Raw genomic sequence first — 25,518 nt, 5'->3', positions numbered from 1 at the left:
CCGGATTATGCCGCATGGCCGAGCTCGGTGGCTGGTTTGCGGGAGTTGGACCATGCGGCGGTTCGGCATAATCAGAGGGCTTCGAGGAACGCGAGCAGTTCGTCATCGGGACGATACCGCCCGGGATGCGTTTCAGGTCTGGAGACCTGAGAGAGGGCTTTTTCCTTCAGGCGCATATCGGCGTGGATATAGATCTGGGTCGTTTCCACGGATTCATGTCCGAGCCACAGCGCGATCACGGACTGATCGACACCATGATGGAGCAGTTCCATCGCCGTGCTGTGGCGCAGCGAGTGCGGTGTGACGCGTTTTCTTGCGAGACTCGGACATCCCCGCGATGCCGTTAGGCAATGCTTGCGTACCAAGTGCTCCAACGCATCTCGACTGAGCTGTGAGCCCCGGATCGAGGAGAACAACGGTCCATCGCTGTCGCGGCGCTCGCCGATCCAGGTCTGGATCAGTTTCGCGGTATCGCGACGAAGAGGCGTGCTGCGTTCTTTTCGCCCTTTGCCGATACAACGGATGTGAGCGCCGGTGCCGAGCACTACGTCCTTACAGCGCAGGTTGATCAGTTCTGACGCCCGCAGCCCGGTCTGAAGTGCAAGCACCAGCAGAACATGATCACGTCGCCCCGCCCACGTCGTTCGATCCGGCGCAGCCAGCAGCGCCGCGATTTCTTCTGCGTCGAGGAACGTTACGCTGCGCTTCACATACCGCTTGTTCGGCATCGAGAGTATCCGCTGACAATGAAGAAGCCAGCTCGGATCGGTCAATGCAACGTAGCGGAAGAATGAGCGGATGGCGGCAAGCCGTGTATTGCGGGTGCGCGCTGTGTTGCCGCGTGCCGTTTCCACATGGGTCAGGAAGTCGGCGACAAGATCAGCATCGAGATTTTCTATGGTCAGCTTGGTGGGCGGCTTTCCACAGCGCGCGCTCGCGTACCGGATCAGCAGCCGGAACGTGTCACGATAACCGGCTATGGTATGTCGGCTCGCCTCCATCTGGGTGCAGAGCCGATCGGTGAAGAAGCACTGGATCAGCGCGGGGAAGTTGCTCGTCTTCATCGAACTTCCACCTCCGCCGCTGAGCCGGTTATACGGGCAGAAGCCAGTTCCAGCAGCTCCGGGACTGCTTCCAGATACCAGTATGTGTGAGCGGGGTTCGCATGACCGAGCCATGTCGTGAGCTTGATCATTTCGCGGCCGACGTCCTTGCCCGATCGGTACCAACTCAGCATGGTGCGCACCGCGAAGGTGTGGCGAAGATCGTGGATACGCGGTCCACGACCGTGCCGGAGATAGAGCTGCGGTTCTCGCAATCCGATCTGCTGGCAGACATGCGCGAAGTTGTAGCGTGCACTGCAATCGCCAAAGCGTCGCCCCTCACAGGTCACGAAGAATGCCTCTGGTCGGCGGCCAAGCAGTCGATCCCGCTCGCGACCGTAGCTTTGCAGCCGATGCACAACACTCGGGTCCAGCGGCAGCAGCCGTTCCTTGCCGAGCTTGCCCTGCCGGATGCGAAGCACGCCGGGTTCAACATCAAGGTCGGCAAGGTCAAGAGCAAGAGCTTCGCTGATCCGAAGCCCGGTCACAGCGATCAGGCCGAACAGCGTCGAACAGGTCAGGCCGCGAAGGCCATAGACGGAAGGCAGCATTCGCGCATGCTCGATGATCGTAACGATTTCGGCATCGCTGTAGATATAGGGGTGAGAACGCTGAACACGGCCCGGCACCATTCCCCGCGGAGGTGCCTCATGCCTGGGGTCCAGACCGTGCAACCATTCGGCAAACTGGCGGGCGACCCTGAAGCGCGTCGCCCTGGTTCCGGAGCTGGCGAGAGGCAGGCTTTCGAGCCAACGCATGACAAGGCTTGTGCTGATGTGCTGCGCTCTATCTCGGTCGGCAAACGTGACGAAGCGGCGCAATATCCGTTCATCGGTGCTCAGGTCGGCGCCGAGCTGCCGCCTGATGGTGAGGTATCGTTCCATTTCGGTGAGGAAGCTCATCGTGCCACCTCCGCGACCGGCCAGGGCTGGGCAATGGAACGCAGACCGTCCGTGTCGAGCTTTGCGTAGATCATCGTCGTCGCCCGCGACCGATGTCGCAGCAGATCGCCGATCTCTTCCAGCGAGGCACCAGCGCGAACCATGTTCGTTGCCAGGCTGTGCCGCAGAACATGCGATCCGACGTAGGGGGTTGGCGGCTTCACACCCGTCGCCGCGAATGCCTCCTTCAATATGGCGTTGATGACTTGGCTGTCCTTGAACGGGCGATTGGGCGCTCGATGCGTCACGAACAGCGCGCGCGTGGTTGCGGAGGAGCGATCCTCGCGCAGATATTCGCTGATCGCTTCGCCGACGTCCGGCGGGATAGGTAGACGATCATGTTGCTGGCCTTTCCCACGAACCATCAGTTCGCCGGCGCGCCAGTCTATATCATCTAACTGGATCGCGATGATCTCCGGTGCACGCAGGCCGAGACGGGCCATCAACAGCAACATGGCGTAGTCCCGGGCCCCGCGCCGCGGATTGTGGCGCACCGAGGCCACCACGGCCTCGACCTCATCAGGCGACAGGTATCGGGGGAGCCTCGCGCCCCAGGGCTTGTGCGCCCGAGGGACGCAGAGCGACAGGTTGGTCGTCGTGAGGCCCTGAGCGAACAGATACTGGAAGAAGCTGCGCAGATGCGTGGCCGGTGTCTTGTCGCGGAACGGACGCTTGCGCGTCACAAGGTACTCCATGAACGCTGCGACATCACGGGCGTTCAGCGCCAGCATGTCGAGCATATGGTCGCCGAAGCGATGATTGAGAAAGCGGTCCGCGAACCGGAGCACATGATAGATTGTGCGCGGGCTGAGACCGCGTTGCCGGATCAGATATGTCTCGAAGTTGCCCAGCAGTTCAGCGCGCTCAGCTTGCGCAGGTGTCTGTGGCGGTCGTGTCGCGATGCCTATTTCAATCAGATGCGCGACGAATAATCTGGCAAGATTCGGCAACTTGACCTGGCTTTTCGGCGTGGCCGGCAATCGCTGTCCCAACTCGATGGAAAGCTCCGGCGTCAATGCCGACGGCGCAATGCCCTCGGCGTCGAGCAATTGACCGAAGCGACGCAGTAGGCAACGATAGTTCTTGAGCGTGGCTGGTTTGTAATTCCTGGATGAAAGACTTTTCTCGAACGACACGAGGTAGGGATCAAGGCAAGTAGGCTGGTCGGATATTTCCATTTTCTGTGCTCCATGTTGTTGGAGCACCAATTCTCACGCGAAACCCGCATCTTGTGACAGATTTCGGCAGCTTCCGACCCCTTTTCGGCCGTTCGGCTTGGGCTGACCGCCCCCCGAAACCCGCCGGAGAACTGAAGGAGGCCGCTGCCGGCTGCGGGGATCGAACGGCAGGCGACCCGAACAGCCCAACAGTGGTACCATTTTTCATTCGGCTGAACCCAGACCGCGATATCACGCCTGGAAGAAGCCGATCAGATAATCGGCTGCGAACACGCTTCCGCCCAATATGACGAAGCCACCTGCGAACCCGGCCGCGGCGAGAGCGCCATCCTTCTGAACCATGCCAACGGCCATCAGGAGGACGCAGATCGCAGGCGGCAGATTCCCGAACGGAATTGGTAGAGCGATCACGGCGGCCAGCAGAAGACACATAGCCGCGAGGATCCGGCTTCTGTCTGCCACGATCCTCAGGCGCGGCTTCGAAATGCGCTCGACACGCTTGAGGAAGGATGAGGCCCTGCCTGCCACGACCCTGACGAGCGATGCCGGCAGTTTTCGCCTTTCCAACGATTTTGGTATGCCTCCTCCCGCGCCGAACGCAGCCATGTGAGCCGACACGATGATCAGCGGGATCGACAAAGCCGTCGACATGCCGACGACCGGCAGCGGCAAGGCTTCCGGCAACGCGACGAGGGCGAGTATCGCGGCGTGCGTTCGTCGACCGGCAATGTCCGCGATGTCCGCGACCGAGACCTCGCCCGCTTCGGCTCTCTCCGCCAGGCGGCGAAGGACTTCGGACGTCGGGAGTACATCCCCCTCAGGCTCCAAGCGCGAGACCCACACCGCCGACTGCTGCAACGATGACAACCAACCATGGCGGAGCCTTCCATGCCATCAGCAGCACGAAGCAGGCGAGCGCGAGCGCAAAGTCCCGCATGTCGCCAATGGCGCTGGTAAACACCGGAGAATAGAGCGCCGCACCCAGAATGCCGACGACTGCGGCGTTCGCACCCTGCATCAGTGACTGGGCCGACGCCATGGCGCGGAACCGATCCCAGAACGGCAACACACCGATCAGGATCAGGAAGCCGGGCAAGAACACGGCGAGAAGTGCAATGAGTGCCCCGACCACGCCATTTGGCTCTGGCCCAAGCACCGCGCCTAGGTAGGCTGCGAAGGTAAACAGCGGTCCAGGCACCGCCTGCGCCGCACCGTACCCGGCAAGGAACTGATCCGGAGTAACCCAACCAGGCGCTACCACCTCGGCCTGAAGGAGCGGGAGGACCACGTGACCGCCCCCGAACACCAGCGCGCCTGCACGGTAGAAGCTGTCGACCACCGCCAGAGCTTGGTTTTGCTCGGCGAGAACTGGAAGGAGGAGGAGCAGCATCAAGAAGGCGATGACCGCCGCCGCCGCCATCCCTCGGGATACTGGCATCGTGACATGCCCACCGACTGGCGCCCCCGAACCGCGTCCCAGCGCGAGGCCAGCAAGTGCGCCCAGAACGATCGCGCCCACCATCCCGATGGCGCTGGGTAGGAACGCCAGCATGACGACCGCGCCGACTGCAATCGCGGCGCGCTCACGATCGGGGCAGAGATTCTTCGCCATGCCCCAGACTGCCTGGGCGACGATCGCGACCGCGACGATCTTGAGCCCATGCAGGATTCCCATCCCGACGGGGCCGGAAATGGACGCTGCGGATATAGCGAACACGACGAGGATGACCGCGGATGGTAGCGTGAACGCCGTAAAAGCTGCCAGCGCACCGAGCCAGCCCGCGCGCATCATTCCAAGCGCGAAACCGACCTGGCTCGACGCCGGTCCGGGCAGAAACTGGCAGAGCGCGACCAGATCGGCGTAGGCGTGATCGCTCAGCCATTTGCGGCGCGAGACGATTTCATCACGGAAATAGCCGAGATGCGCGATAGGCCCGCCGAAAGATGTCAAGCCGAGCTTGAAGAAGGTAGCGAACACCTCTCCGGGCGTACCCTGTGCTGACCTAGCCTCGGTCGCGTCCGTCGTGTCCATCATCCCGTTCCTGCCTCGCCCTTCAATTCCCGCAACCGAACCCGCGCTACCGCAAGCCCTTCGCTTCCCTTTGCCGTAATGGTGTAGAACTTCCGTGACGTCCGCCCGTCGCGTTCGGTGACACTGGTCAGGTAGCCGTCCCGCTCCATTTTCGAGAGCATCGGATAGAGCGTGCCGGGCGACAGGCGGTAACCGTGCCGTGCCAACTCGTCGATCATCCACTGGCCATAGACCGGGTGCTGCGCCGCATGATGCAGGACGTGCAGACGCACAAGTCCGGACAGCAGATCGTGATGCTCCATCTGGTCTGTCAAGAGAACACCCACGCTTTTCGATATCGGTTTTCGATAAATCAGTTCACGGCTTCGGCGTCAATCCCCGGATGTCCAGCTTAACGGTTGGCTGCACTTCCTGTGTCTTGGCCACGATGACGGAAGCTCCTGGCGTTAATGAGCCGCCGCCAGGACTTCGATCCCAGGTCGAGCATTGGGGGATCTCGTCGCGCATCCCCCCGAACAGCGATGGCATGAATGGAGCTGACCTCCAGCGATGTCAGCTTTCCGAACTTTCTCGCCCAGAAGCAGTCTGGCAGGAGTCCACCCCACAAAAGTCATTCTGGATGGCTCTGATTATGCCGAACTATCGCGTGGCCAAGACCTGGCATATCAGTAACCAAGCTCGGCCATGCGGCATAATCCAGTTTACGGCATAATGACCCTTATGCCGATATCGGCATAAGGGGCACGCGACGGGCCATGCATCCCGGCTCGGCCGGGACTTCTCGGGCAGTTTCGGCACCAAGAAATACGCGTTCGAGGAACTGGTCGCGGAGATGAACGCGGCCTTCTGCTGCGCGTCGCTGGGCATCGTGCCGACGGTTCGCCATGCCGATTATATCGGCTCCTGGCTGGAGGTGCTGCGCGAGGACAACCGAGCGATCGTTCGGGCGGCCAGTCAGGCGAGCAAGGCCGCCGACTGGCTGCTCGGATTCCTGCCGGACGGCGGCAGTCTTGGCGCGGTCGATGATGAGCGGGAGGCGGCGTGATGAACGCGCTCGCTTTTCCCGGCTTCGTCCCCAACCCAGAACAGGCGGCCGAAATCCGCCTGCGCATCCTCAGCCTCGGCGCCGGCGTCCAATCCACCACGCTCGCCCTCATGGCCGCGCACGGCGAGATCGGCCCCATGCCGGATTGCGCGGTCTTCGCCGATACCGGCTGGGAGCCGAAGGCCGTCTATGACCATCTCGCCTGGCTGCAATCGTCCAATGTCCTGCCCTTTCCCGTCCACATCGTCTCGGCCGGGGATTTGCGGGCCGACCTCCTCGCCGGCGCGCGCGGTGAGCGATGGGCGTCAATTCCCGCCTTCACCCGCACCGTAACGCCGGCCGGAACCGAGTTGCCCGTCTATGACGAGGATGAAACAGGGGAGCTGGTGGTCGTTGGCACCCGCGTCACGCCGACCGAGCGGGTCGGCATCGGCATGATCCGCCGCCAATGCACCGGGGACTACAAGATCGTCCCGATAAGGCGAAAGGTGCGCGAACTGCTCGGCATCGCCGGACGCCGCTCGCCGCGAACGCCGATCTCGGAGCAATGGATCGGCATTTCGCTCGACGAGGCGCTGCGTATGAAGCCGTCGTTTGAGGAGTGGCAGGTCAACCGCTGGCCCCTGATCGAGAAAGGCCTGACGCGCCGGGATTGCCTGCGCTGGCTGGAGCGGCACGATTATCCAATCCCGCCAAAGAGCGCCTGCGTCGGCTGTCCGTTCCATTCCGACGACTATTGGCGGCACTTGCGCGACCATGATCCCGAGGCCTGGGATGACGCCGTGTCGGTCGACGCCGCCATTCGCACCGGCTTCCGGGGCATCCGCGGCAAGGTCTATCTCCACCGCTCGGCCGTTCCGCTCGATCGCGCCGATCTTTCGACCGCCGCCGACCACGGCCAGCTCGATCTCTGGCCCAACGAATGCGAAGGCATGTGCGGCGTGTGATCCGCTTAACAGCCGCAAGCGCGTAGACCCGGATTTACAGCTTTGCGGCTCCTCGGCTTTCCGGATTTGCGGAAGTCCGGCAATGCGGAAAAGTTCATTCCAGCTTGTCCGGCTCTCCTTACCAAAGCCTCAGAGGCTCTCCTTCATCATGCCAGCCCAACCGGCGAGGATGGTGCCTTCCAGATCGTCGTCTTCGCTGACGACGACGCTGAAAACGCCGAGCATATCGGCGAACTCGCTGGTTTGGATATGGCCCCGAGCCTGCAAGGCCGTCACCAGCATCATCAGCGCTTTGCCTTGCGCACCGACCAGGGCGCGCTCTGTCCGAGACAAGCGATACCGCCGCTGCTTTCCGAAATCCCTCAGAGCCCGCAACCCGCGACAGGGCGCCAGGCGATCTCCGGCTGCTAGACGTGTGTCCATAGACGCTCTCCGCGCTATCCGCGGCCTGGCGCCGGGACGGTTGAACACGCGTGAACACTGGGAACCGCGCCCCACGTATTTCCCACGCCGCGGCGAGCCGCAACGCTGACGGGTCTTCTATTCCGTGGGCCGCCCGACATAGTCGGAGGCCCAGTGTTCATGCGCACGATGCGGTCGGAGCGGTGTTCAAGCCGAAGCCGACATCGCCCTATGGCACAGGATTTCCGTCCTGGACATATGTTGCGCAAGTCCACGGATCTTCCTGCGGTGAACCGGGAGAGGTCCGCGACGATGGTCAGCGCAGCCGGATCGGCCCAACCTTAGCGATATAGAACGCACGGTCCCTCCACGATCCGCTGCCCCTTTAGAGGAAGAGGGCGGCGCTTCGCTTCGTGACGGGTTTGAGGTCGAGAGAGAGGCTCTCGGCGCCCGTCGCGGAGACTACCACGATGGCTACTGCTGCTCAGAAAATCACCCTGTCGTCCTCGCGCGACATCCCCTTCAACAAGCTGGTGCTCAGCCAGTCGAACGTCCGCAAGGTCAAGGCCGGCGTGTCCATCGAGGAACTGTCGCAAGACATCGCCCGCCGCGGCCTGCTGCAGGGTCTGAACGTCCGCCCGGTTGTTGACACGGAAGGCAACGAGACCGGAATGTTCGAAATCCCCGCCGGCGGCCGCCGCTACCGGGCACTCGAACTGCTGGTGAAGGCCAAGCGTCTCGCCAGGACCGCGCCGGTGCCCTGTGTCGTGCGTGAGGCCGGTAGCGACATTCTGCTGGAAGACGACAGCCTGGCCGAAAACATCCAGCGCGCTCCCCTCCATCCCCTCGACCAGTACCGGGCCTTCCAGGACATGCGCACCAAGGGCATGTCCGAGGAGGAGATCGCCGCGGCCTTCTTCGTTTCGGTCAATGTCGTGAAGCAGCGCCTGCGCCTGGCGTCTGTCGCCCCCTCGCTGCTCGAGCTCTATGCCGAAGACGGCGTCACGCTCGAACAGCTCATGGCTTTCACCGTCAATCCCGATCATGCCCGCCAGCAACAGGTCTGGGACGCGATCAAGGATTCATGGTCGAAGGAGCCCTACCAGATCCGCAGGATGCTGACCGAGACCACCGTCCGCGCGACCGACAAGCGGGCGCAGTTCATCGGCATCGAGACCTATGAGGCCGCAGGCGGCGTCGTGCTGAACGACCTCTTCCAATCCGATGATGGCGGGTGGCTGCAGGATGTCGGCCTGCTCGACCAGCTCACCGACGACAAGCTGAAGGCGGAAGCCGAGGCGATCGGCGCCGAGGGTTGGAAATGGGTCGATGCACGGGTCGAGGCGCCCTATGGCTATGGTCATGGCCTGCGTCGCCTGATCGGGGTGACCACGCCCCTGACCGACGAAGAGCAGAGCACCTTCGACGCCCTGACTGCGGAATATGAGGCCTTGGAAGCGCAGTATGCCGAAGCCGAAGAGTACCCTGAAGAAGTCGATGAGCGTGTCGGCGAAATCGAAACCGCGCTCGCTGCCTTCGAGGATCGTCCGGTCATTTACGAACCGGCCGATGTCGCTCGCGCCGGCGCCTTCATCAGCATCGACCGCGACGGCAATCTCTCCATCGATCGCGGCTATGTTCGCCCCGAAGACGAGGCCCCGGAGATCGTCGAGGGCGAGAGCGACCCCGATGGCGCCGAATCGAACGGTTCGGCTCCCGCCGTTCCGGCCATGCAGCGCGCCGTGATCACGGTCGGCGGCCAGCCGTCCGAGCCTGAGGAGGAAGATGGCGATGTCATCAAGCCTCTGCCCGAACGGCTGGTCTCGGAGCTGACGGCGCATCGGACGCTGGCCCTGCATGATGCCCTGGCCAACAATCCCCATGTCGCCATGACGGCGCTGCTCCATCGGCTGGTGACGGAGCGCTACCAGTATTCCGCACCGAACGGATGCCTGGAAGTCACCGTTCGCCATCACTTCTTCTCGGCGCAGGGAGCGGACCTGAAAGACAGTCCATCCGCCAAGGCCATCACGGCTCGCTACGAGGATTGGAAGGCTGATCTTCCCACTGACGACGGCGCTCTTTGGGATTGGATCGCAGGTCTGGACGACGCCAGCCGCATGGCGCTGCTCGCCCATTGCGTCGCCTATGGCGTCAACGCCCTCTATGAGAAGCCGAACCCCTATGGCGGCAACGGCGTCTCGCAGCATGGGCTGGAGACGCGGATGTCCCACGCCGATCGGCTGGCGCGCGCGACGGGCCTCGACATGGTGGAGGGCGCCGGATGGCGGCCGACGGTCGACAACTATCTCGGCCGTGTGACCAAGCCCCGCATCCTCGAAGCGGTGCGCGAGGGCGCGGGCGAACGGGCCGCCTCGCTGATCGAGCATCTGAAGAAAGGCGACATGGCCAAGGAAGCCGAACGCCTTCTGGCCGATACCGGCTGGCTGCCTGAGCCGCTCCGCCTGTTCGAGGACGCCCAGGCGCCTGAACCTGTCGACGCCCAGGACGAGACCCAGGTGCTGCCGGACTTCCTTGCCGGGGACGCCGACGAGGACGAACAGGCCGAGGACCACGCAGCCCATTTGATCGCGGCTGAATGATCGTCACCAGCGGGGCGGCGCGAGCCGCCCCGCTTTCTCTTTCCAAACCTTCATCCAGGCCCGGCATTCGCCGGGCCTTCCCGTTTCCGGAGATCATTTCATGACCGCGCATATCATCCACGATAGCGCCCCGCTCGGGGCTCTCGTTCGCTACACCGACCATGCCCCGAAGCCGCCGGCTCGTTTCACCAAAAAACTTGCAGCCTGGGAACGCCGCAATGGGATCGGCAGACTCGTGCGCAAGGAACCGGCCCGGCAGCGGCCGACCTATACATCGCCTGCATCGATCACCTTGCATGAGGGCAACTTCGCCAGCGAAGGCGTCATCCTCGTCATGGTGATGCGCACCCATTCGGTCGATAGCGATCTCTCCTTCGAGGTGGTGGAAGAGCCCCGGATCGGAATGGTCCGTGTGCTGCAACAGGTCGGTGAAAACCGCGAACTGTTGCACCTCGCCGAGAATCGCGAGGCGGCCGAGCTATGGCTCGCAAGAAATCCCTACGCCCAGGCCGTTCTGGAAACCTATGCCGGCCACCAAGTTGAGGACATCGCCCCAGAGGCGCCCCAACAGTCAATCTGAACCGACGACCGAAGGGCTCCCTGCCAAGGCGGGGAGCCCTTTTTTCTTGGCGCGACATCGGAGATCAAGGCTCGCCCAATCGCTGCTACAGGGGCGCCAGCCTCATGATCTTTGAAACCGAAAGGCGGCCACTGCGCCGGTCGACCTGGAGATCGAAAGAAACGGCTTCGCCGCTGATGAGATCGGTCAGGCCGGCGCGCTTCAGCACCCTGGCGTGAATGAAAACGTCCTTGTCGCCATCTTTCGGGGTGATGAAACCGAAGCCTTTGCTGACGTCGAACCATTTCACCACGCCGGAGCCCCGACCCGCTGCTTCTAGCCCGCTGCCGCTTCGGAAAGACCGCCCGGTCGACTTTCCGGTGGAGGGTCGGCGCGCCCTTTGCAGCAGCCTTACCCGCAGGGCGAAGTTTCGCCGACCATCCTGTGGCTGGCCCAGTTCGAACTCCACAAGATCCTGCTTGTCCAAGGCCGCGGTTTCAGGGCCTTCCACCGCAGACACATGGACGAAGACATCGGGTCCGCCATCATTCGGCCCGATGAAACCATAGCCCTTCTCAGCGTTGAAGAACTTCACGGAGCCCTTCTGGACATCCCCGGGCTGAACGGCGCTCATACGCATCTGTCTTGTCATATCCATTCCAACAGGCGCGCGAGAATGAACAGCGCCCCGCCGACAAGCAGGAACATGATCATCGCCATCACGCCGACGAACTTCTGATGGTTTGTCAGTTTCATTTATTTCGAGCGGCAATGTCGGCGAGTCCGCCGACCTCTGCATCTTCCTCGCAAATGGCCAGCCGGTTCTGCTCACTCAATGAGCTTTCCGGTCCTGGACGTGATTGAGATTGTCGGCCTGATGCTGGAGGCTCCGGGCCAGCTTCGCGGCTGCCGCACGGCTCGGAAACGCTCCCGTGGTCACACCGTTCAGGCTGATGCACCACCCCGAGGACTTCTCGACGACCGTATACCGACGTCGCTTGACGCCCGCATTCGCCGAGCTGTGTGTCACATAACCACTCATCATGAGCTTCGACCGCCGCGTTGGTCTTGGGCGTCAGGCTTTTCCCGCACCCCAAAGGCGACGCCGATGATGGTCATCGCCATACGCCACGCCGAAGGGGTGTTCGTGTTCGTCTTCATGGTTTCCCGCAAGAGTGCATTTCTGCTCATGGTGTCACCTCAACTAGAGGCGGCATCAAAGCTTCAAGCGTCTAGGAAAGCCATTCTGAGGTAAGCCTCGCCTCATAGTATTCTCATTAATTCGAACGAATATCCTTCGCCTCATACGCCGCCGTAGCGCACCAAAGGTCGTGTTCGATCGGCACGAACCTACGAGCATCCCGACTTCATCATCGCGCGCAGGCGCAAGCTGGGGCAATGCACAGAGATTGATGATCCGGCTGCCTTCAGAGGCAAAACACCATCCCCCGCTTCCATTCGCCAACCTTGGTCTGATCCGTCTTCTTTGCATTCAACCCGCGAGGGGTCGGCTTACGCGAGCGTGCCGCCCTTGCGGATTCGGACAGGCCGAACGCGCAAGGGTGATTGCAGATCCGGTCAGACACTTCGGGCGCCTGTTGCGGCGGGGGATGGTCCCCCGCCTCCAAAAGACAGGAGCCGGAACAATGTCCTATGCAGATGCCACCGCTTTCGCCGCCAGCCTCGCCTCGACCCTGATGGTCGCGATCATCGTGTTTCGCGCCGGTGACGGAACCCACAGCGCCATGGTGGCGAGCGAGTTCGACGGCGACGAGGACATGGTTCAGCTCGAAATCGACCCCTGGCAATGAGGCGTTTACGCCTCAAGCCAGAAGCCCGGAGCGACACGCATCCGGGCTTTGTCATGCCGGCTTGCGCCACCATTCCAGAAACGGCCGAGCGCCCCTTGGGCGCACCTTCAGATCGAAAGAGTGAGAGGAAGGCTGGGCGTTCAGTGACGGGATGAGGTGCGGGAAAGAGATTCCCGCCGCTCGTCGTGGAACAGCACCATGACCTATGTTTCTCACTCCAGCACCTTCGCACGCACTGAGGCACTGCCGTTCGATCGCCTGATCTCCCGCCTTCACAGCGCCTCGAAATATCCGCTTCGCATCACATGCTTCGGAGTCGCGACCTTCATCGACGATGACCCCGACGCCGAAGCCATCTCCTTCGATCACACCCTTCGGATCGCTGAGCGCCGTTCGCACGGTGACGCCATCGCCGAAGCCGAACGGTGCATTGCCGAAGGGGACTTCGGGGCCTCGGGCAAAAGCGCCTGGACCTTCGCACCGCGCATCGTCGCCATTCTGGACGCCGAGGGCGGCCTGGTCGCTGCCGGCGAAGTTCGCATCGACATCATTCGATGGAGTGAACCCGTCTCATCCGATGGCGAAGCCCGCAAGATCGTAACCACCGCCAGCCGCCTGCGCGGACAGGCGTTCAAAGAGGCCGTTCAGAATTCCGATGCCGCCAGAGAGCTGCGCTTCAGCGCCAGCATTCTGGAGAGCCGGCTGGTCGACAAGTTCTGGCGCGAACCCACCCGCACAGCGCTGGCTTTGGCCGCCTGACCACCACCATCGTCCACCCCAACGTCCGGCCATCGCGCCGGATTTTTCGTTTCAGGAGCCTGAGATGGCCGACTATTTCACCCACTTCTCCTGCCTGCTCGATGTCGGTACGCCCGACAACGCCGCGCGCGCACTCGATCTCTACAACCGCCTCTCCAAGGAGAGCGCATCGGAAGACCCGCCGTCCGAGGGCTTCCTCCTGTCAATCCAGCCCGAACATGGCGGCACGCAGCTCTGGATGCGCGACGACGTCACAGGCGATCCGGAGAACCTGATCCGGTTCGTCAAAGACTGCGCCACGGCATTCGGCCTGACCGGTCTCTGGGGTTTCCAATACGCCAATACCTGCTCCCGGCCCCGATTGGACGGTTTCGGCGGCGGCGCTCACGTCCTCGACCTCGCCACCGGCGAAACGATCGCATGGACCTACACCGATGGCTGGCTCGCCCAGGTTCTCGATGGAGGCGATCCCGATGCCTGAGATCGTCCAAACCACAGTCTTCAGGCTAGACGAGCTCTCCGACGCGGCGAAGGAGAAAGCCCGTGCCTGGTATCGCGAAGGCGGCTTCGATTCCGATTGGCATGACGCCGTCTACGAGGATTTCCAGCGGATCGCGGAAATCCTCGGCTTGGCGCTCAAGACGCGGACCATCCGCCTCATGGGCGGCGGCGCCCGCCAGACCCCCTGCATCTGGTTCCGCGGATTCTGGAGCCAGGGCGATGGCGCCTGCTTCGAGACCTTCTACTCCTACCAGAAAGAGGCCCCGCGCAGGATCAGGGAATACGCCCCGCAAGACACCGAGCTTCACCGCATCGCCGATGGGCTTCAGGCCGTGCAACGCCGCAACTTCTACCAGCTTCGAGCCGAGGCCAGCCATCGCGGCCACTATTATCACGAATATTGCATGTCGATTTCGGTCGAGCGCGACAGCCCGTCCTGGCAGGACATGACGGCGGATGCCGAAGAGGCCATCACCGAAGCGCTGCGCGATCTGGCCCGCTGGCTCTACCAGCAACTTGAACGAGAGTACGACCACCTCTCCTCGGACGAGGCCGTGGACGATTCCATCGCGGCAAACCAATACACCTTCACCGAGACTGGTCGTCGCTTCGGATGATCAAGGCAAGCGCCCCTTCGGGGGCGCTTTTGCATTCCGACCGATGCCGCGTCTTGAGAGGCAGAGGAAGGCCGGGATGGGTTTGAGCTGGTGCGGTTGAGAGAGAGCGCCGTGCGGCTCGATCCATCCGCTCTCCCGAGGTCTCCCCATGAACATGATTTCTGCATCCGCAGCGGTTTCGACCGCGCCGTTGTCACTTGCCGCTGAAAAGAACACCGCGGCCGCCCTATACATCGCGGCGGGACTGCTGCTGCCGCATCTCGAACGCGGCCAACGCGTTGACGCCCCCACGCTGCGCGGCGCAATGGAAACCGCCTTTGGCGCATCCGACGCCACCGGCTCCTGGGATTGGAAAACCGCCTACGAAGCCTGCGAGGCTGCGACCGTTCTCTTTCTGCGCAAATACGGAAAGGCGCTTTTCCGGAAAGCCGGGTCTCACGCCGCCAGCCTGCCGCTTCTCACAAAGATCGCCGGGCTTCTTCCCACCCACACGCGCCGCTCCGAAGAGAGCCAGACCTTCCAGCAGTTTTCGACGCCGATCCCACTCGGGCTGATCGCCGCGACCGCCGCCGCGATCACGCCCGCCGACAGGGTGCTCGAGCCTTCGGCCGGCACCGGACTGCTCGCCATCCTGGCCAAGATCGCCGGCGGGTCGCTTGTGCTCAACGAACTGGCGGAAACCCGCTCCGCTCTCCTCGCCCATCTCTTTCCGGACAATCCCGCCACCCGGTTCGATGCCGCGCAGATCCACGACCATCTGCCCCCCGACATCGTACCGAGCGTCGTGCTGATGAATCCGCCGTTCTCCGTGGTGGCGAACGTCTCCGGCCGCATGGCTGACGCCGCCTATCGCCATGTCGCCTCGGCGCTGGCGCGTTTGGCTGACGGCGGGCGGCTGGTGACGATCACCGGCGCGAACTTTGCCCCCGATGCTCCGGCCTGGCGGGACTCCTTCATCCGCCTTCAGGAACATGGTCGCGTGGTGTTCACCGCCGCGATCGACGGTTCGGTCTATGCCAAGCACGGTACGACCATCGACACCCGGCTGATCGTCATCGACAAACGACCCGCCGATGATCCGGCCGCGTTCCCGGCATCCATTGGCGTCGCGCCCGATGCCGCTACGCTGATCGGCTGGATCGGCGATCATGTTCCGGCCCGGCTGCCGGTCGAGGTCGCGCTCCCGGCGCCGGCGGCTCCCCCTGTCGCCCCACGCACCGTTCGCGGCTATCTCACCCGCGTCGCCGCATCCGCTCCTGTGCATCCCGTCGCTGAACCCGAAGGCGTCGAACTCACCTATGAGACTGTGCACTGGACGCCCGCCGAGGACGGCCGCATCACCGATGCGATCTACGAAGAATACGGTTTGCAGGCGCTCCGTATTCCCGGTTCTCAGGCTCACCCGACCAAGCTGGTGCAATCGGCCGCCATGGCCTCGGTCGCCCCACCGAAACCCAGCTACCGACCCCGACTGCCGGCGACCATTACCACCGATGGCATCCTCTCCGACGCCCAGTTGGAGACCGTCATCTATGCCGGCGAAGCCCATTCCGACTTCCTCGCCGGGTCCTGGACCGTGGACGAGACGTTCGATGTTGTGTCGGCGGCGCCTGAAGATGTCGAGGACGCCATCCGCTTCCGACGCGGCTACATGCTGGGCGACGGAACGGGCGCCGGCAAGGGCCGTCAATCGGCCGGCATTATCCTCGACAACTGGATGCAAGGCCGCCGCAAAGCCGTCTGGATTTCCAAATCAGACAAGCTTCTGGAAGACGCGCAGCGCGATTGGTCCGCACTGGGCATGGAACGCCTGCTCGTCACGCCTCTCTCGCGCTTCGCCCAGGGCAAGGCCATTCGGCTGCCGGAAGGCATCCTGTTTACAACCTACGCCACGCTACGGTCCGACGAGCGCGGCGAGAAGGTTTCGCGTGTCCGCCAAATCGTCGAATGGTTGGGCTCCGACTTTGATGGAGTTATCATTTTCGACGAAAGCCACGCCATGCAGAACGCCGCAGGCGGCAAGGGAGAACGCGGCGACGTCGCCGCGTCGCAGCAAGGGCGTGCGGGACTGCGCCTCCAGCACGCCCTGCCCAATGCGCGCATTGTCTATGTCTCGGCCACCGGCGCGACCACGGTCCACAATCTCGCCTATGCTCAGCGGCTCGGCTTGTGGGGCGGCGAGGATTTCCCCTTCTCGACCCGTGCGGAGTTCGTCGAGGCCATCGAGGCCGGCGGCGTCGCAGCGATGGAGGTCCTCGCCCGCGATCTGCGCGCCCTCGGTCTCTATACCGCCCGGTCGCTGTCCTATGACGGTGTCGAATACGAACTGGTCGAACATCAGCTCACCGCTGAGCAAACGCGCATCTACGACGCCTACGCTGGCGCCTTCGCGGTCATCCACAACAATCTCGACGCCGCCATGCAGGCCGCCAACATCACCGGCGGCGACAGCGGCTCCGGCACATTGAACCGACAGGCCAAATCCGCCGCCCGCTCGGCCTTCGAGTCGGCCAAGCAGCGGTTCTTCGGCCATCTCCTGACGTCGATGAAGACCCCAACCCTGATCCGGTCGATCGAGCGCGATCTGGAAGACGGCCACGCCGCCGTGATCCAGATCGTGTCCACGGGAGAAGCCCTGATGGAACGGCGCCTGGCTGAGCTTCCGGCCGAGGAGTGGAACGACGTGCGCGTCGACATCACCCCGCGCGAATACGTCCTCGACTACCTCGCCCACTCCTTTCCGGTTCAGCTCTATGAGCCCTTCACCGACAGTGAGGGGAACATGTCCTCCCGCCCGGTCTATCGCGACGGTCAGCCCGTCGAAAGCCGGGAAGCCGTCGCCCGTCGCGACCGCCTGATCGAGAAACTGGCTTCGCTGCCGCCCGTTCCTGGCGCCCTCGACCAGATCATCCAGCGCTTCGGGACCGATGTCGTCGCAGAGGTAACGGGGCGTTCAAGACGGATCGTCCGCAGGACAAGCCCTGGCGGTGTCGATCGCCTCGCTGTCGAGAACCGCGCCGGCTCCGCCAATCTCGCTGAAACCGCCGCATTCATGGATGATCAGAAGCGCATCCTGGTCTTCTCCGACGCGGGCGGCACCGGGCGCTCCTATCACGCCGACCTCAACGCCAGGAACCAGCGCCTGCGCGTTCACTATCTGCTCGAGCCCGGCTGGAAGGCCGACGCCGCCATCCAGGGGCTGGGTCGCACCAACCGCACCAATCAGGCGCAGCCGCCGCTGTTCCGTCCGATCTCGACAGACGTGAAGGCGGAAAAACGCTTCCTGTCGACGATCGCCCGGCGCCTCGACACGCTGGGCGCGATCACGCGCGGCCAGCGCCAGACCGGCGGCCAGGGACTGTTCCGCCCAGAGGATAATCTGGAATCCCAATACGCCCGAGACGCCCTGCGCCAGCTCTATCTTCTGCTGGTCCGCGGTAAAGTCGAGGGTTGTTCTCTCCAGATGTTCGAGGAAGCCACCGGCCTCAAGCTGATGGACGACACCGGCATCAAGGACGAGCTCCCGCCGATCACGACTTTCCTCAACCGCCTTCTGGCGCTCACTATCGAATTGCAGGGCGTGTTGTTCACCGCGTTTGAGCAGCTTCTCAATGCGAAGATCGAAGGCGCGATCGCCAGCGGCAACTACGACATCGGCCTGGAAACACTGCGCGCGGAAAGCTTCGTCGTCACCAACCGCCAGACCATCCACGTCCATGCCGCCACCGGGGCGGAGGCCCGGCTACTGACGATCACGCAGCGTGAGCGCAACCGTCCAGTGTCCCTCGCTGACGCTCTCGATCAGCTTAACGATCCTCGGGCGAAGCTACTCATCAATGAACGCTCAGGCCGTGCGGCCGTGCAGATCCCGACCACCAGCGTCATGCTCGACGATGGCGAAATCGAGCGCCGCATTCGCCTGATCCGGCCAATGGAGGCGCACAATGTCCCGGTCAAGATGATGGGCGAGACCCATTGGGTTGAATCGGACCGGGCCGCTTTCACATCGGCATGGAATGCCGAGGTCGCCGAGGTGCCGGAGTTTGTCGACAGCACGATCCATGTCGTCAGCGGCTTGCTGTTGCCGATCTGGAAGCGCCTTCCGACTGATTCGACACGAGTTTACCGGCTTCAGACCGACGAGGGCGAACGCATCGTAGGACGCCGCGTATCCCCGGCCTGGGTCGCGAGCGCCATGACGACCGGCACGACGACGCTGACCTCCGATGACGCCTTTCTGGCACTGACGGACGGCAAGACCATCCTTGATCTCACCGAAGGCCTTCAGCTTCGCCGTAGCCGCGTCATGGGCGCCAACCGGATAGAATTGTCCGGCTTCACCGATGTCATGCGAGATCGCCTGCGAGCTTACGGCCTCTTCCACGAGATCATCTCGTGGAAGCTGAGGATGTTCGTACCCACCGATGCCACCGGCCCCGCGATCCTCGCCAAGGTGCTGGAGCGTTACCCCGTTCAGCGCATCGGCGAACGAGAGGCGGCGTAAATGGCTCGCTACGACGCTTCGGAACTTGCGCAACGTCTCGGTCGGCAGGCCGAGGCGGTGTGCAAGCATTATCTCTCGAACGGTCACCGCGAGGGCCGCTACTGGTTGGTCGGCGATGTCCAGAACACCCCCGGCCGCTCGATGTTCGTACGCCTTACCGGACCCGAATCCGGCAAGGGCGCAGCAGGAAAATGGACCGACGCCGCAACGGCCGAACATGGCGACCTGCTCGACGTCATCCGTGAGAGCTGCGGCCTCGTCGACTTCAAGGATGTCGCCGAGGAAGCCCGATCATTCCTCAGTCTGCCCAGACCCGAGCCTGAACCGCAGCCTGTTTCCCGGCCGGTAACAGCACCAGCCGGATCGCCGCAAGCGTCCCGGCGTCTGTTCGCGATGGCGCAGCCGATTGCGGGCACAGTCGTGGAGACGCATCTGCGCAAACGCGGCATTACGGCTTTGCACGAAACCGGAGCCCTTCGTTTCCATCCACGCTGCTACTATCGCCCCGAAGGTCACGGCCCCACCGAAACATGGCCCGCCATGATCGCTGCCGTCACCGACCTTGGCGGCGCCCAGACCGGCGCGCATCGCACCTGGCTCCTGCCTGATGGCGCTGACAAAGCCCCTGTCGATACGCCTCGGCGCGCGATGGGCCATCTCCTCGGACACGGCGTCCGCTTCGGCATGGTGGACGATGTTCTCGCGGCGGGCGAAGGGATCGAGACCGTGCTGTCAGCACGCTCGGGTCTGCCGCGTATGCCGATGATGGCGGCGCTCTCGGCCGCGCACCTCGCAGCCATCCTGTTCCCCGCAACGCTACGGCGGCTCTATGTCGTGCGCGATTCCGATCCGGCGGGTGATGCCGCACGTGACTGCCTGGTCGAGCGAGCGCGAAACGTCGGTATCGAAACGGTTGTCCTGTCACCGGCGTGCGGGGACTTCAATGAGGACCTGCGCCATCTCGGCATCGATGCGCTTCGGGCAGCCCTACGGGCTCGGATCATACCTGAAGACGTCAGCCGCTTCATGGAGACATGAGGATGGCGGTTGAAGAGGGGTTGAGCATGGGAACCGTCTTCTGTCTCAGCCCAATCCGGTCTGGCGCTCCCGCCTGCCATCGGAGAGTCCGCAGCCCACGGCCTTCTTGAGAGGGCGATCGGCCCACAAACGGGCCAGGCAGGCAATGGCCGCGTCCGGCTAATTTCCGCCGGCGGCAGAGCCGCCTTTGCAGCGCGAAACAAATTAGCCGGACCCGGCCATCAAGGCCCTCGCGCGAGCGCGAGGACTGCCAGCCCGTCCCGCCCGTGGGCTTTCGTCGCCATGAAGGCCGCGATGGGCGCGGTCGATCCGACGAAGGAAGCGCCATGCAAACCGAATATGACGAGACAGGTTTCGAGCCGGTCCACACCTCATCCCCGACCGACCACATCCTCACCGAGCTCCAGCTCTATGGCTACCGTCCGTTTCAGGATGAACCCGATCCAAGGCCGCTTCCTGAAGGCAATGCCGTCGCCGGCGCAGTCGCCGACATCTTCGACGCCCTGATCGCCACCCTCGGCGACACCCGCCTTGAACCCGATCTCGACGAGCTGCTCTGGGGAACAGCCAATCTCTTCCATCGCGCCACCGCCAGAATCGAACGCGAACTGGACGACAACGAGCAGGCCCAGCGCAGCAGCCAGCGGGAACAGGATGGCAGTGAGGTCAAGTCCGTCGAACTGGAGCGCCTGACATCTGAAGGCCAGACCCTGATCGAGCGGCGCAACAGCATGGAGCTCTTTCGCGACGTCGCCGCCGAGCAGTTCGAACGCCACACCGGTTCAGCATGGCGCCCGCGCTCCGGGTCGATGGTCAACCACCGCAACCTGACCTCGGCGATGATCGACAGCCGCGACTTCCTCGCCGCCAAACGCCGGGCGGAAACCGAGGTGATGCTGCCCGCCGGTCCCAAGGTCGCCTTCACCGGCGGTCTCGATTTCAACGATCATCGCCTGATCTGGGCCCGTCTCGATCAGGTCCATGCCAAGCATCCCGACATGGTCCTGCTTCACGGCGGATCTCCGAAGGGCGCCGAGCTGATCGCGGCGAAGTGGGCCGACAACCGCAAAGTCCCGCAGGTCGCCTTCAAGCCCGACTGGACCAAACACGCCAAGTCCGCGCCCTTCAAACGCAATGACGCGATGCTCGATATCCTGCCGGTCGGCGTCATCGTCTTCCCGGGCACCGGCATCCAGGAAAACCTTGCGGACAAGGCTCGCAAGCTCGGCATCCCGGTCATGAAGTTCGACGGCGGCGCATAAAGCGCCGCCCAAAGGCGGCTCCAGCAGCCGGCTTTGCTTGACTGTCAAAGCGTCTTCTGGCTCAATTCAAAGATTATTGGAGAAACGGCGAAGTAGATTAGTCGCAGGCGGAATTATCCTTTGGCAGCCTGTCGTGACCCACAGACCTTTGTGTGGAGGCTTCCATGACCCTGATCCTGCTCGCTATCTCCCTCTCGATCGCGCTTTGCATCATCGCCTACAATTTCGCCATCTATGCCCTTCCATTCATGGTCGGTCTGACCGCGTTCCAGTACGCCTATGGAACGGGCGCTGGCTTCCTCATGTCAGGTCTCGCCGCCCTCGGCGCCGCGTTGCTGTCGGTCGGCCTGGTCATCGCCGTGCTTGGCTTTGCAAGAAACCCGGCACTCCGCCTTATCGCTCTTGCCATCTTCGCCGTGCCCGCCGCCATCGCTGGATATGCGCTCGTCTACGGCATCACGAAGAACGCGATCGACTCGTCGATCGTGCTCAATCTGCTTGGCGGCGCGGGGGGCCTGTTTATCGGTATCGCCGCGATGCTCAACCTCAACGCGCTTGGCACCGCCGTCCTGTCGCGCTGACCAAAGCACCTACGATTAGGTGCCGACCCAAAATCAGCGCGCTGCGGCGAGCTTCCTTCCGCTCAGAACAATGACGCTCAAAGTCGCAAGTGCCCATGCGCACAGCGCTCCGTAAAGCATCACCCAGGTGAAGCCGTTCGCGAGCGCCTGCCGGGCGGCAGGCTCGCCAATTCCTGCGCCTTCCCCCACCTTGAAATTTCCGGCGGCGATCGCTTCGGCGATTGCCGTGAAGTGCGGCTCAGCCACCTGATCAGGTCCGAACCCGCCCCGAATCCCATAAAGTAGGACAAACCCCATCACAGCTATGCTGATGGCGAGCACAATCATGCGAACGCTCATGTCCATGCCTGACGCCATCCCCGCTCGCTCCGCCGGCACAGCCGCCGCGGCAGTGTTAGCGACCGGCGTATTGATCAACCCCACGCCAATTCCCGCCAGAACACAACCGGGCAGCATCGTGATCCAGCCTGCACCATCGCCGTTCGCCGCAAACCGCATGAGCATGAAACCCGATCCAATGACGAAGAGGCCAGCCGTGCGTTGGTCGGCCCAATTTCATCAGTCCATTTCGCAATAGCAGTGGCTGGACAGGCCATCGACCATCATGCGTTCTTCGCAATCTGACCCGACGCTCCTGCGGTTTAATGATGCTGGTTCCATTCAAACGGTCTCCTGCACCCGGTAACCCTTCGCAATGAACAGCTCGGCCAGGAACCGAGTGGCGGAAGCAGGATATTCGGCTGCATGATGAGCGCGATGATACCGCAGGGAGGCACTGGGTTTTCCGGGGGAGCCCGTCATTGCCTATGATGAGGAAGGTTCTGCTGGCTGTCCCCGTCCTGTGGCTTCTCTGAAGAGACCAATCCCTCCTCCTGACTGATCCCCTAATCCCGTTCGGTTTCTGACCGCAACCCGCGCGGCTCCGGACCGAGTTGTCGCTGAAGCGACTGCCCGCACCACTCCGGGCCTTACGGGTCAAGCTGACGCGAGCGTCAGTGCAGGCATCTCCCGCCGGTCTTGGCCGGGCATCATCGGAGGGACGGTCCCTCCGGATGAAGCAACGGAGAACTACCATGCAGAACATCGTCATCCTCGCAGGCAACATCGGCCAGGATCCTGAAGCCCGCACCACCCAGGGCGGCACCAACATCACCCACTTCACTCTCGCCACCTCGCGCCCGCGCTACTCCGAAGGCCGCGTCGTCCGCGACGAGAAGGGCTACCGGGTGCAGGACACCGAATGGCACCGCATCACCTGCTTCAACGGCCTCGGCAAGACGGTCCAGGAACACTGCGAAAAGGGCATGAAGGTTCTGGTCCGCGGCCGTCTCCACTACACGAAGTGGACCGACCAGCAGGGCGTTGACCGCTACGGCTGCGAGATCATCGCCGAGACGGTGGACTTCCTGAGCCGGGCCAAGCAGACCCAGAACGACGACGGCAATTTCATCGACGACGATGACATCCCGTTCTGAGCGGGAACGTCGGAGGGCCCGGCGGTAAAAGCCGCCGGGCCTATTCATGTTCCCGCCCGGCAGTCTCAAGAAACAGGCACTCCAGACCGGATCGACCGGCCTGGAGTCCTACGAAAGGGGGCAAGCCGCCCTCTCGAACTCTCCCCTGAAGGGGCAGGGCAAGCCCCGCCCCCTCCAGCTCCCCCACCCATGGAGGGGGTGGACCACCCCCTCCAAACCGCCCCATCCCAGTACGGTCGCGGCCCCTGATCGGGACCGCGGGCTATCTCTCTCTGACTTGCTATTTTGCACTCGCCACTCCGGCGTCAAGGACATCGCGGCCCCTCCAATTTTCAGCCAACGCCACGAGGGCGCTGTCAGAAAATCGGTTCCTCCGCTCGCCGGCTCCACCGGTCGCTAACGCGATCCCTGACCCCTCGCGCCTACAGTGCGGTCTCTTTTTCGTCAGAACGAAAAGGAGGCTTCTTATGTCTGATATCGATTTCCTCAATCTGTTCGCCAAGTTCTCGGGCTTTCGCATCCTCGTCCTTGCAAACCGTCTCGATTGCACGAACGATCTCGCGCTTCGGGCGCACGATCGTCTGGAGCAGGAGTTGCGCCAACTATCCGATGACATGCGTTGGTCCATAACTGCCCAGCGCCGTCTCCTCCTCAATACCGATCCCGCCAAGAGCGAGGATCTGGCCGAGTGGCTTTGGAACTGCGAACACAAGTTCATGGAATTCTGGTGCGATCCCGAAGGCAACGATCTCCTTGAAAACAGAATCTACATCGATCACGGGTCGCGCGAATGGTACGATCCGCGCAGCCAGGTGTGGGTGTCCTTCCACGATGCACACCCGCCCATCCAGGACGTCGCTGGCGACGAACTGTGCGGCCTCGACAAGATCATCGCGCAGATCCACGGCGAAACTGGCGTGCGCTTCACCACCTACCTCAGCGGATGGGACATTGATCGTCCCGATCCAGACGATCTCGATCCCGAATGCTACGAGGACCTGCATGGTCTCGACAGCGAAGATCCGCTGTCGGCCATCCATCACCGTGTCCATGGGGATACTCTGGGCAAGCAAGCCTGAAGATCAGGCGAGAGGCGGCAAAGGCCGCCTCTCGCCTCTTCCTTTCAGTCAGGAGCCAGGTCCGCCGGCTCGACCGGCAGACCTGGCTATGAAAGAGGGGCTTCGCCGACCCCTCTCAAACTCTCCCCTCGAGGGAAGGGCAAGCCCCTCCCTCGAACCCTCCCATGGGGAAAGAGGGACGGTTCCCTCCTCCTCTTTCCCCAAACCCCTATCTCCTCTCCCTCGCGCTCCGGAAAGAGCACACTAACTGCGACCGAATCAGTCGGAGTTGAGAAGCCTGCTGAATCGCAAACGAACACCGATTTTAGGTCGCATTCCGAGCAAACTACGTCTATAATAGCCGTAGTTCTGGCGTGACGGTTACTGGCTGTGGAGGTGATCATGTATGATCACCGCCCGACAAACACGGGCCGCGCGCGCATTGCTGGGTTGGACACAGGAGATGCTCGCTGACAAGGCCAAAGTGTCGCTGACCGCGCTTAAACGCATGGAGTCGGCTGATGGTCTTCGTGTGTACGAAAGCACCAGCGATCAGGTACGCAGGGCGCTTGAGGCCGAGGGCATCGCCTTCATCAAATCGGGACGCAATGAAGGAGTCATGCTTGTCGATGCGCAAGAAGCTGCCCAACGCAGATAAGCACAGCCGTTCGTCATATTCCCTGCCTCCTGCTTGTCATCATCATGCTGTAGTGGCGAGTGAATCTGCCACGGCCATTCAAGGACGCTGCGTGTTTTTTAATGACGACAATTGATTTCCTCGACGAAGCTCCAACAAGTCTTGCGCTCACTGAGTATGACCGTCAGCACGTCAAGCTCTATGCCCGCCTGCTTGATGCCGAGGCCGATGGTGCGGACTGGCGCGAAGCCGTAGAGATCCTCTTCGGCATCTGCCCTATGACTGAACCTGAACGCGCGCATCGCGTTCACGACAGTCATTTAGCTCGCGCTCACTGGATGACAGAACACGGTTATCGACAGCTTAGACGCGGCCGTCCACACTGAGCGTTGCCCGCTACGCAACACGCGTTGCTAGCCATGGCCTAGAAAAACATTCGAATCCCCGGAATCAATTCGCACTGTA

Annotated in this window: 24 protein-coding genes and 1 pseudogene; 16 read left to right on the top strand and 9 right to left on the bottom strand. The window is 62.7% G+C overall.

Features of this window, described 5'->3' with window-relative positions; genetic code table 11:
* Positions 1-71: 71 nt before the first annotated feature.
* The 6 genes from ACLKMW_RS17710 to ACLKMW_RS17685 all read right to left on the bottom strand — a co-directional run bounded on the left by ACLKMW_RS17710 (position 72) and on the right by ACLKMW_RS17685 (position 5,568).
* Complete coding sequence (locus ACLKMW_RS17710; RefSeq protein ID WP_415725807.1) at positions 72-1,064, bottom strand: tyrosine-type recombinase/integrase; 993 nt, start codon at positions 1,062-1,064, stop codon at positions 72-74.
* Positions 1,061-2,005 carry a tyrosine-type recombinase/integrase gene (locus tag ACLKMW_RS17705; protein ID WP_415725806.1) on the bottom strand — a complete coding sequence of 315 codons (945 nt, stop codon included), beginning with the start codon at positions 2,003-2,005 and terminating at the stop codon, positions 1,061-1,063. Before ACLKMW_RS17705 ends, ACLKMW_RS17710 begins: the two co-directional genes overlap by 4 nt.
* Entirely contained in the window at positions 2,002-3,222 is a 1,221-nt protein-coding gene (locus ACLKMW_RS17700; protein WP_415725805.1) for a site-specific integrase, read from the bottom strand. Before ACLKMW_RS17700 ends, ACLKMW_RS17705 begins: the two co-directional genes overlap by 4 nt.
* A gap of 231 nt (positions 3,223-3,453) precedes the next feature.
* Positions 3,454-4,050 (bottom strand): exopolysaccharide biosynthesis protein, encoded by a 597-nt coding sequence (locus tag ACLKMW_RS17695; RefSeq protein ID WP_415725804.1) that lies wholly within the window; start codon positions 4,048-4,050, stop codon positions 3,454-3,456.
* The gene (gene chrA / locus ACLKMW_RS17690; RefSeq protein WP_415725803.1) at positions 4,040-5,257 is read right to left on the bottom strand and encodes a chromate efflux transporter; all 1,218 of its coding nucleotides are present in this window, start codon (positions 5,255-5,257) and stop codon (positions 4,040-4,042) included. Before chrA ends, ACLKMW_RS17695 begins: the two co-directional genes overlap by 11 nt.
* Positions 5,254-5,568, bottom strand: a complete 315-nt coding sequence (locus ACLKMW_RS17685; RefSeq protein WP_458575175.1) for a PadR family transcriptional regulator — start codon at positions 5,566-5,568, stop codon at positions 5,254-5,256. The genes chrA and ACLKMW_RS17685 overlap by 4 nt, the downstream gene beginning before the upstream one ends.
* Positions 5,569-5,993: 425 nt before the next feature.
* On the opposite strand from ACLKMW_RS17685, the pseudogene ACLKMW_RS17680 reads away from it, so the two are divergent.
* Positions 5,994-6,299 (top strand): annotated as a pseudogene (locus tag ACLKMW_RS17680) (zincin-like metallopeptidase domain-containing protein); the annotation flags it as partial.
* Positions 6,299-7,246 (top strand): hypothetical protein, encoded by a 948-nt coding sequence (locus ACLKMW_RS17675; protein WP_415725802.1) that lies wholly within the window; start codon positions 6,299-6,301, stop codon positions 7,244-7,246. The pseudogene ACLKMW_RS17680 and the gene ACLKMW_RS17675, both read left to right, overlap by 1 nt.
* Before the next feature lie 129 nt (positions 7,247-7,375).
* Here the strand turns inward: ACLKMW_RS17675 and ACLKMW_RS17670 are convergent, their stop codons facing one another.
* The gene (locus ACLKMW_RS17670) at positions 7,376-7,669 is read right to left on the bottom strand and encodes a hypothetical protein (RefSeq protein ID WP_415725801.1); all 294 of its coding nucleotides are present in this window, start codon (positions 7,667-7,669) and stop codon (positions 7,376-7,378) included.
* 449 nt (positions 7,670-8,118) lie between these two features.
* Between ACLKMW_RS17670 and ACLKMW_RS17665 the strand changes: the two genes are divergently transcribed.
* Positions 8,119-10,251, top strand: a complete 2,133-nt coding sequence (locus tag ACLKMW_RS17665) for a ParB/RepB/Spo0J family partition protein (RefSeq protein WP_415725800.1) — start codon at positions 8,119-8,121, stop codon at positions 10,249-10,251.
* Between the two features lie 100 nt (positions 10,252-10,351).
* Complete coding sequence (locus ACLKMW_RS17660) at positions 10,352-10,831, top strand: hypothetical protein (protein WP_415725799.1); 480 nt, start codon at positions 10,352-10,354, stop codon at positions 10,829-10,831.
* Between the two features lie 85 nt (positions 10,832-10,916).
* Here ACLKMW_RS17660 and ACLKMW_RS26565 read toward each other — a convergent pair whose 3' ends face one another.
* Complete coding sequence (locus ACLKMW_RS26565; protein WP_458575174.1) at positions 10,917-11,462, bottom strand: cold-shock protein; 546 nt, start codon at positions 11,460-11,462, stop codon at positions 10,917-10,919.
* 994 nt (positions 11,463-12,456) lie between these two features.
* Between ACLKMW_RS26565 and ACLKMW_RS17645 the strand changes: the two genes are divergently transcribed.
* The 8 genes from ACLKMW_RS17645 (at position 12,457) to ACLKMW_RS17610 (ending at position 21,883) form a co-directional block, all read left to right on the top strand.
* Complete coding sequence (locus tag ACLKMW_RS17645; protein WP_415725798.1) at positions 12,457-12,621, top strand: hypothetical protein; 165 nt, start codon at positions 12,457-12,459, stop codon at positions 12,619-12,621.
* A 198-nt stretch (positions 12,622-12,819) separates the two neighbouring features.
* Positions 12,820-13,380, top strand: a complete 561-nt coding sequence (locus ACLKMW_RS17640) for a hypothetical protein (protein WP_415725797.1) — start codon at positions 12,820-12,822, stop codon at positions 13,378-13,380.
* A gap of 64 nt (positions 13,381-13,444) precedes the next feature.
* The gene (locus ACLKMW_RS17635) at positions 13,445-13,861 is read left to right on the top strand and encodes a hypothetical protein (RefSeq protein WP_415725796.1); all 417 of its coding nucleotides are present in this window, start codon (positions 13,445-13,447) and stop codon (positions 13,859-13,861) included.
* Positions 13,854-14,498, top strand: coding sequence for an antitoxin of toxin-antitoxin stability system (locus ACLKMW_RS17630; protein ID WP_415725795.1), 645 nt, complete (start codon positions 13,854-13,856; stop codon positions 14,496-14,498). The genes ACLKMW_RS17635 and ACLKMW_RS17630 overlap by 8 nt, the downstream gene beginning before the upstream one ends.
* Before the next feature lie 148 nt (positions 14,499-14,646).
* Complete coding sequence (locus tag ACLKMW_RS17625; protein WP_415725794.1) at positions 14,647-19,002, top strand: strawberry notch-like NTP hydrolase domain-containing protein; 4,356 nt, start codon at positions 14,647-14,649, stop codon at positions 19,000-19,002.
* Positions 19,003-20,040, top strand: coding sequence for a DUF7146 domain-containing protein (locus ACLKMW_RS17620; RefSeq protein WP_415725793.1), 1,038 nt, complete (start codon positions 19,003-19,005; stop codon positions 20,038-20,040).
* A gap of 326 nt (positions 20,041-20,366) precedes the next feature.
* On the top strand, positions 20,367-21,302 hold the full coding sequence (locus ACLKMW_RS17615) for a DUF2493 domain-containing protein (RefSeq protein ID WP_415725792.1): 936 nt from the start codon (positions 20,367-20,369) through the stop codon (positions 21,300-21,302).
* A gap of 164 nt (positions 21,303-21,466) precedes the next feature.
* On the top strand, positions 21,467-21,883 hold the full coding sequence (locus ACLKMW_RS17610) for a hypothetical protein (protein ID WP_415725791.1): 417 nt from the start codon (positions 21,467-21,469) through the stop codon (positions 21,881-21,883).
* A 33-nt stretch (positions 21,884-21,916) separates the two neighbouring features.
* Here the strand turns inward: ACLKMW_RS17610 and ACLKMW_RS17605 are convergent, their stop codons facing one another.
* Positions 21,917-22,381, bottom strand: a complete 465-nt coding sequence (locus tag ACLKMW_RS17605; protein WP_415725790.1) for an MFS transporter — start codon at positions 22,379-22,381, stop codon at positions 21,917-21,919.
* 575 nt (positions 22,382-22,956) lie between these two features.
* Between ACLKMW_RS17605 and ACLKMW_RS17600 the strand changes: the two genes are divergently transcribed.
* From ACLKMW_RS17600 to ACLKMW_RS17585, 4 genes are all read left to right on the top strand, one after another.
* Entirely contained in the window at positions 22,957-23,358 is a 402-nt protein-coding gene (locus tag ACLKMW_RS17600) for a single-stranded DNA-binding protein (RefSeq protein WP_415725789.1), read from the top strand.
* 467 nt (positions 23,359-23,825) lie between these two features.
* Positions 23,826-24,437, top strand: a complete 612-nt coding sequence (locus ACLKMW_RS17595) for a hypothetical protein (protein ID WP_415725788.1) — start codon at positions 23,826-23,828, stop codon at positions 24,435-24,437.
* Positions 24,438-24,822: 385 nt separating this feature from the next.
* A complete protein-coding gene (locus ACLKMW_RS17590; RefSeq protein WP_415725787.1) occupies positions 24,823-25,074 on the top strand; it encodes a helix-turn-helix domain-containing protein in 252 nt (83 codons plus the stop codon).
* Positions 25,075-25,175: 101 nt separating this feature from the next.
* Positions 25,176-25,439: a DNA -binding domain-containing protein gene (locus ACLKMW_RS17585; protein WP_415725786.1), complete on the top strand. Its 264-nt coding sequence runs from the start codon at positions 25,176-25,178 to the stop codon at positions 25,437-25,439.
* Positions 25,440-25,518: the final 79 nt, after the last annotated feature.

Origin of the sequence: Borborobacter xinjiangensis (assembly GCF_047739745.1) — a bacterium.
GTDB lineage: Bacteria > Pseudomonadota > Alphaproteobacteria > Rhizobiales > Rhizobiaceae > Pseudaminobacter.
Note: the sequence above shows the minus strand (reverse complement) of the source record. Positions and strands in the feature narration are given on the sequence as shown.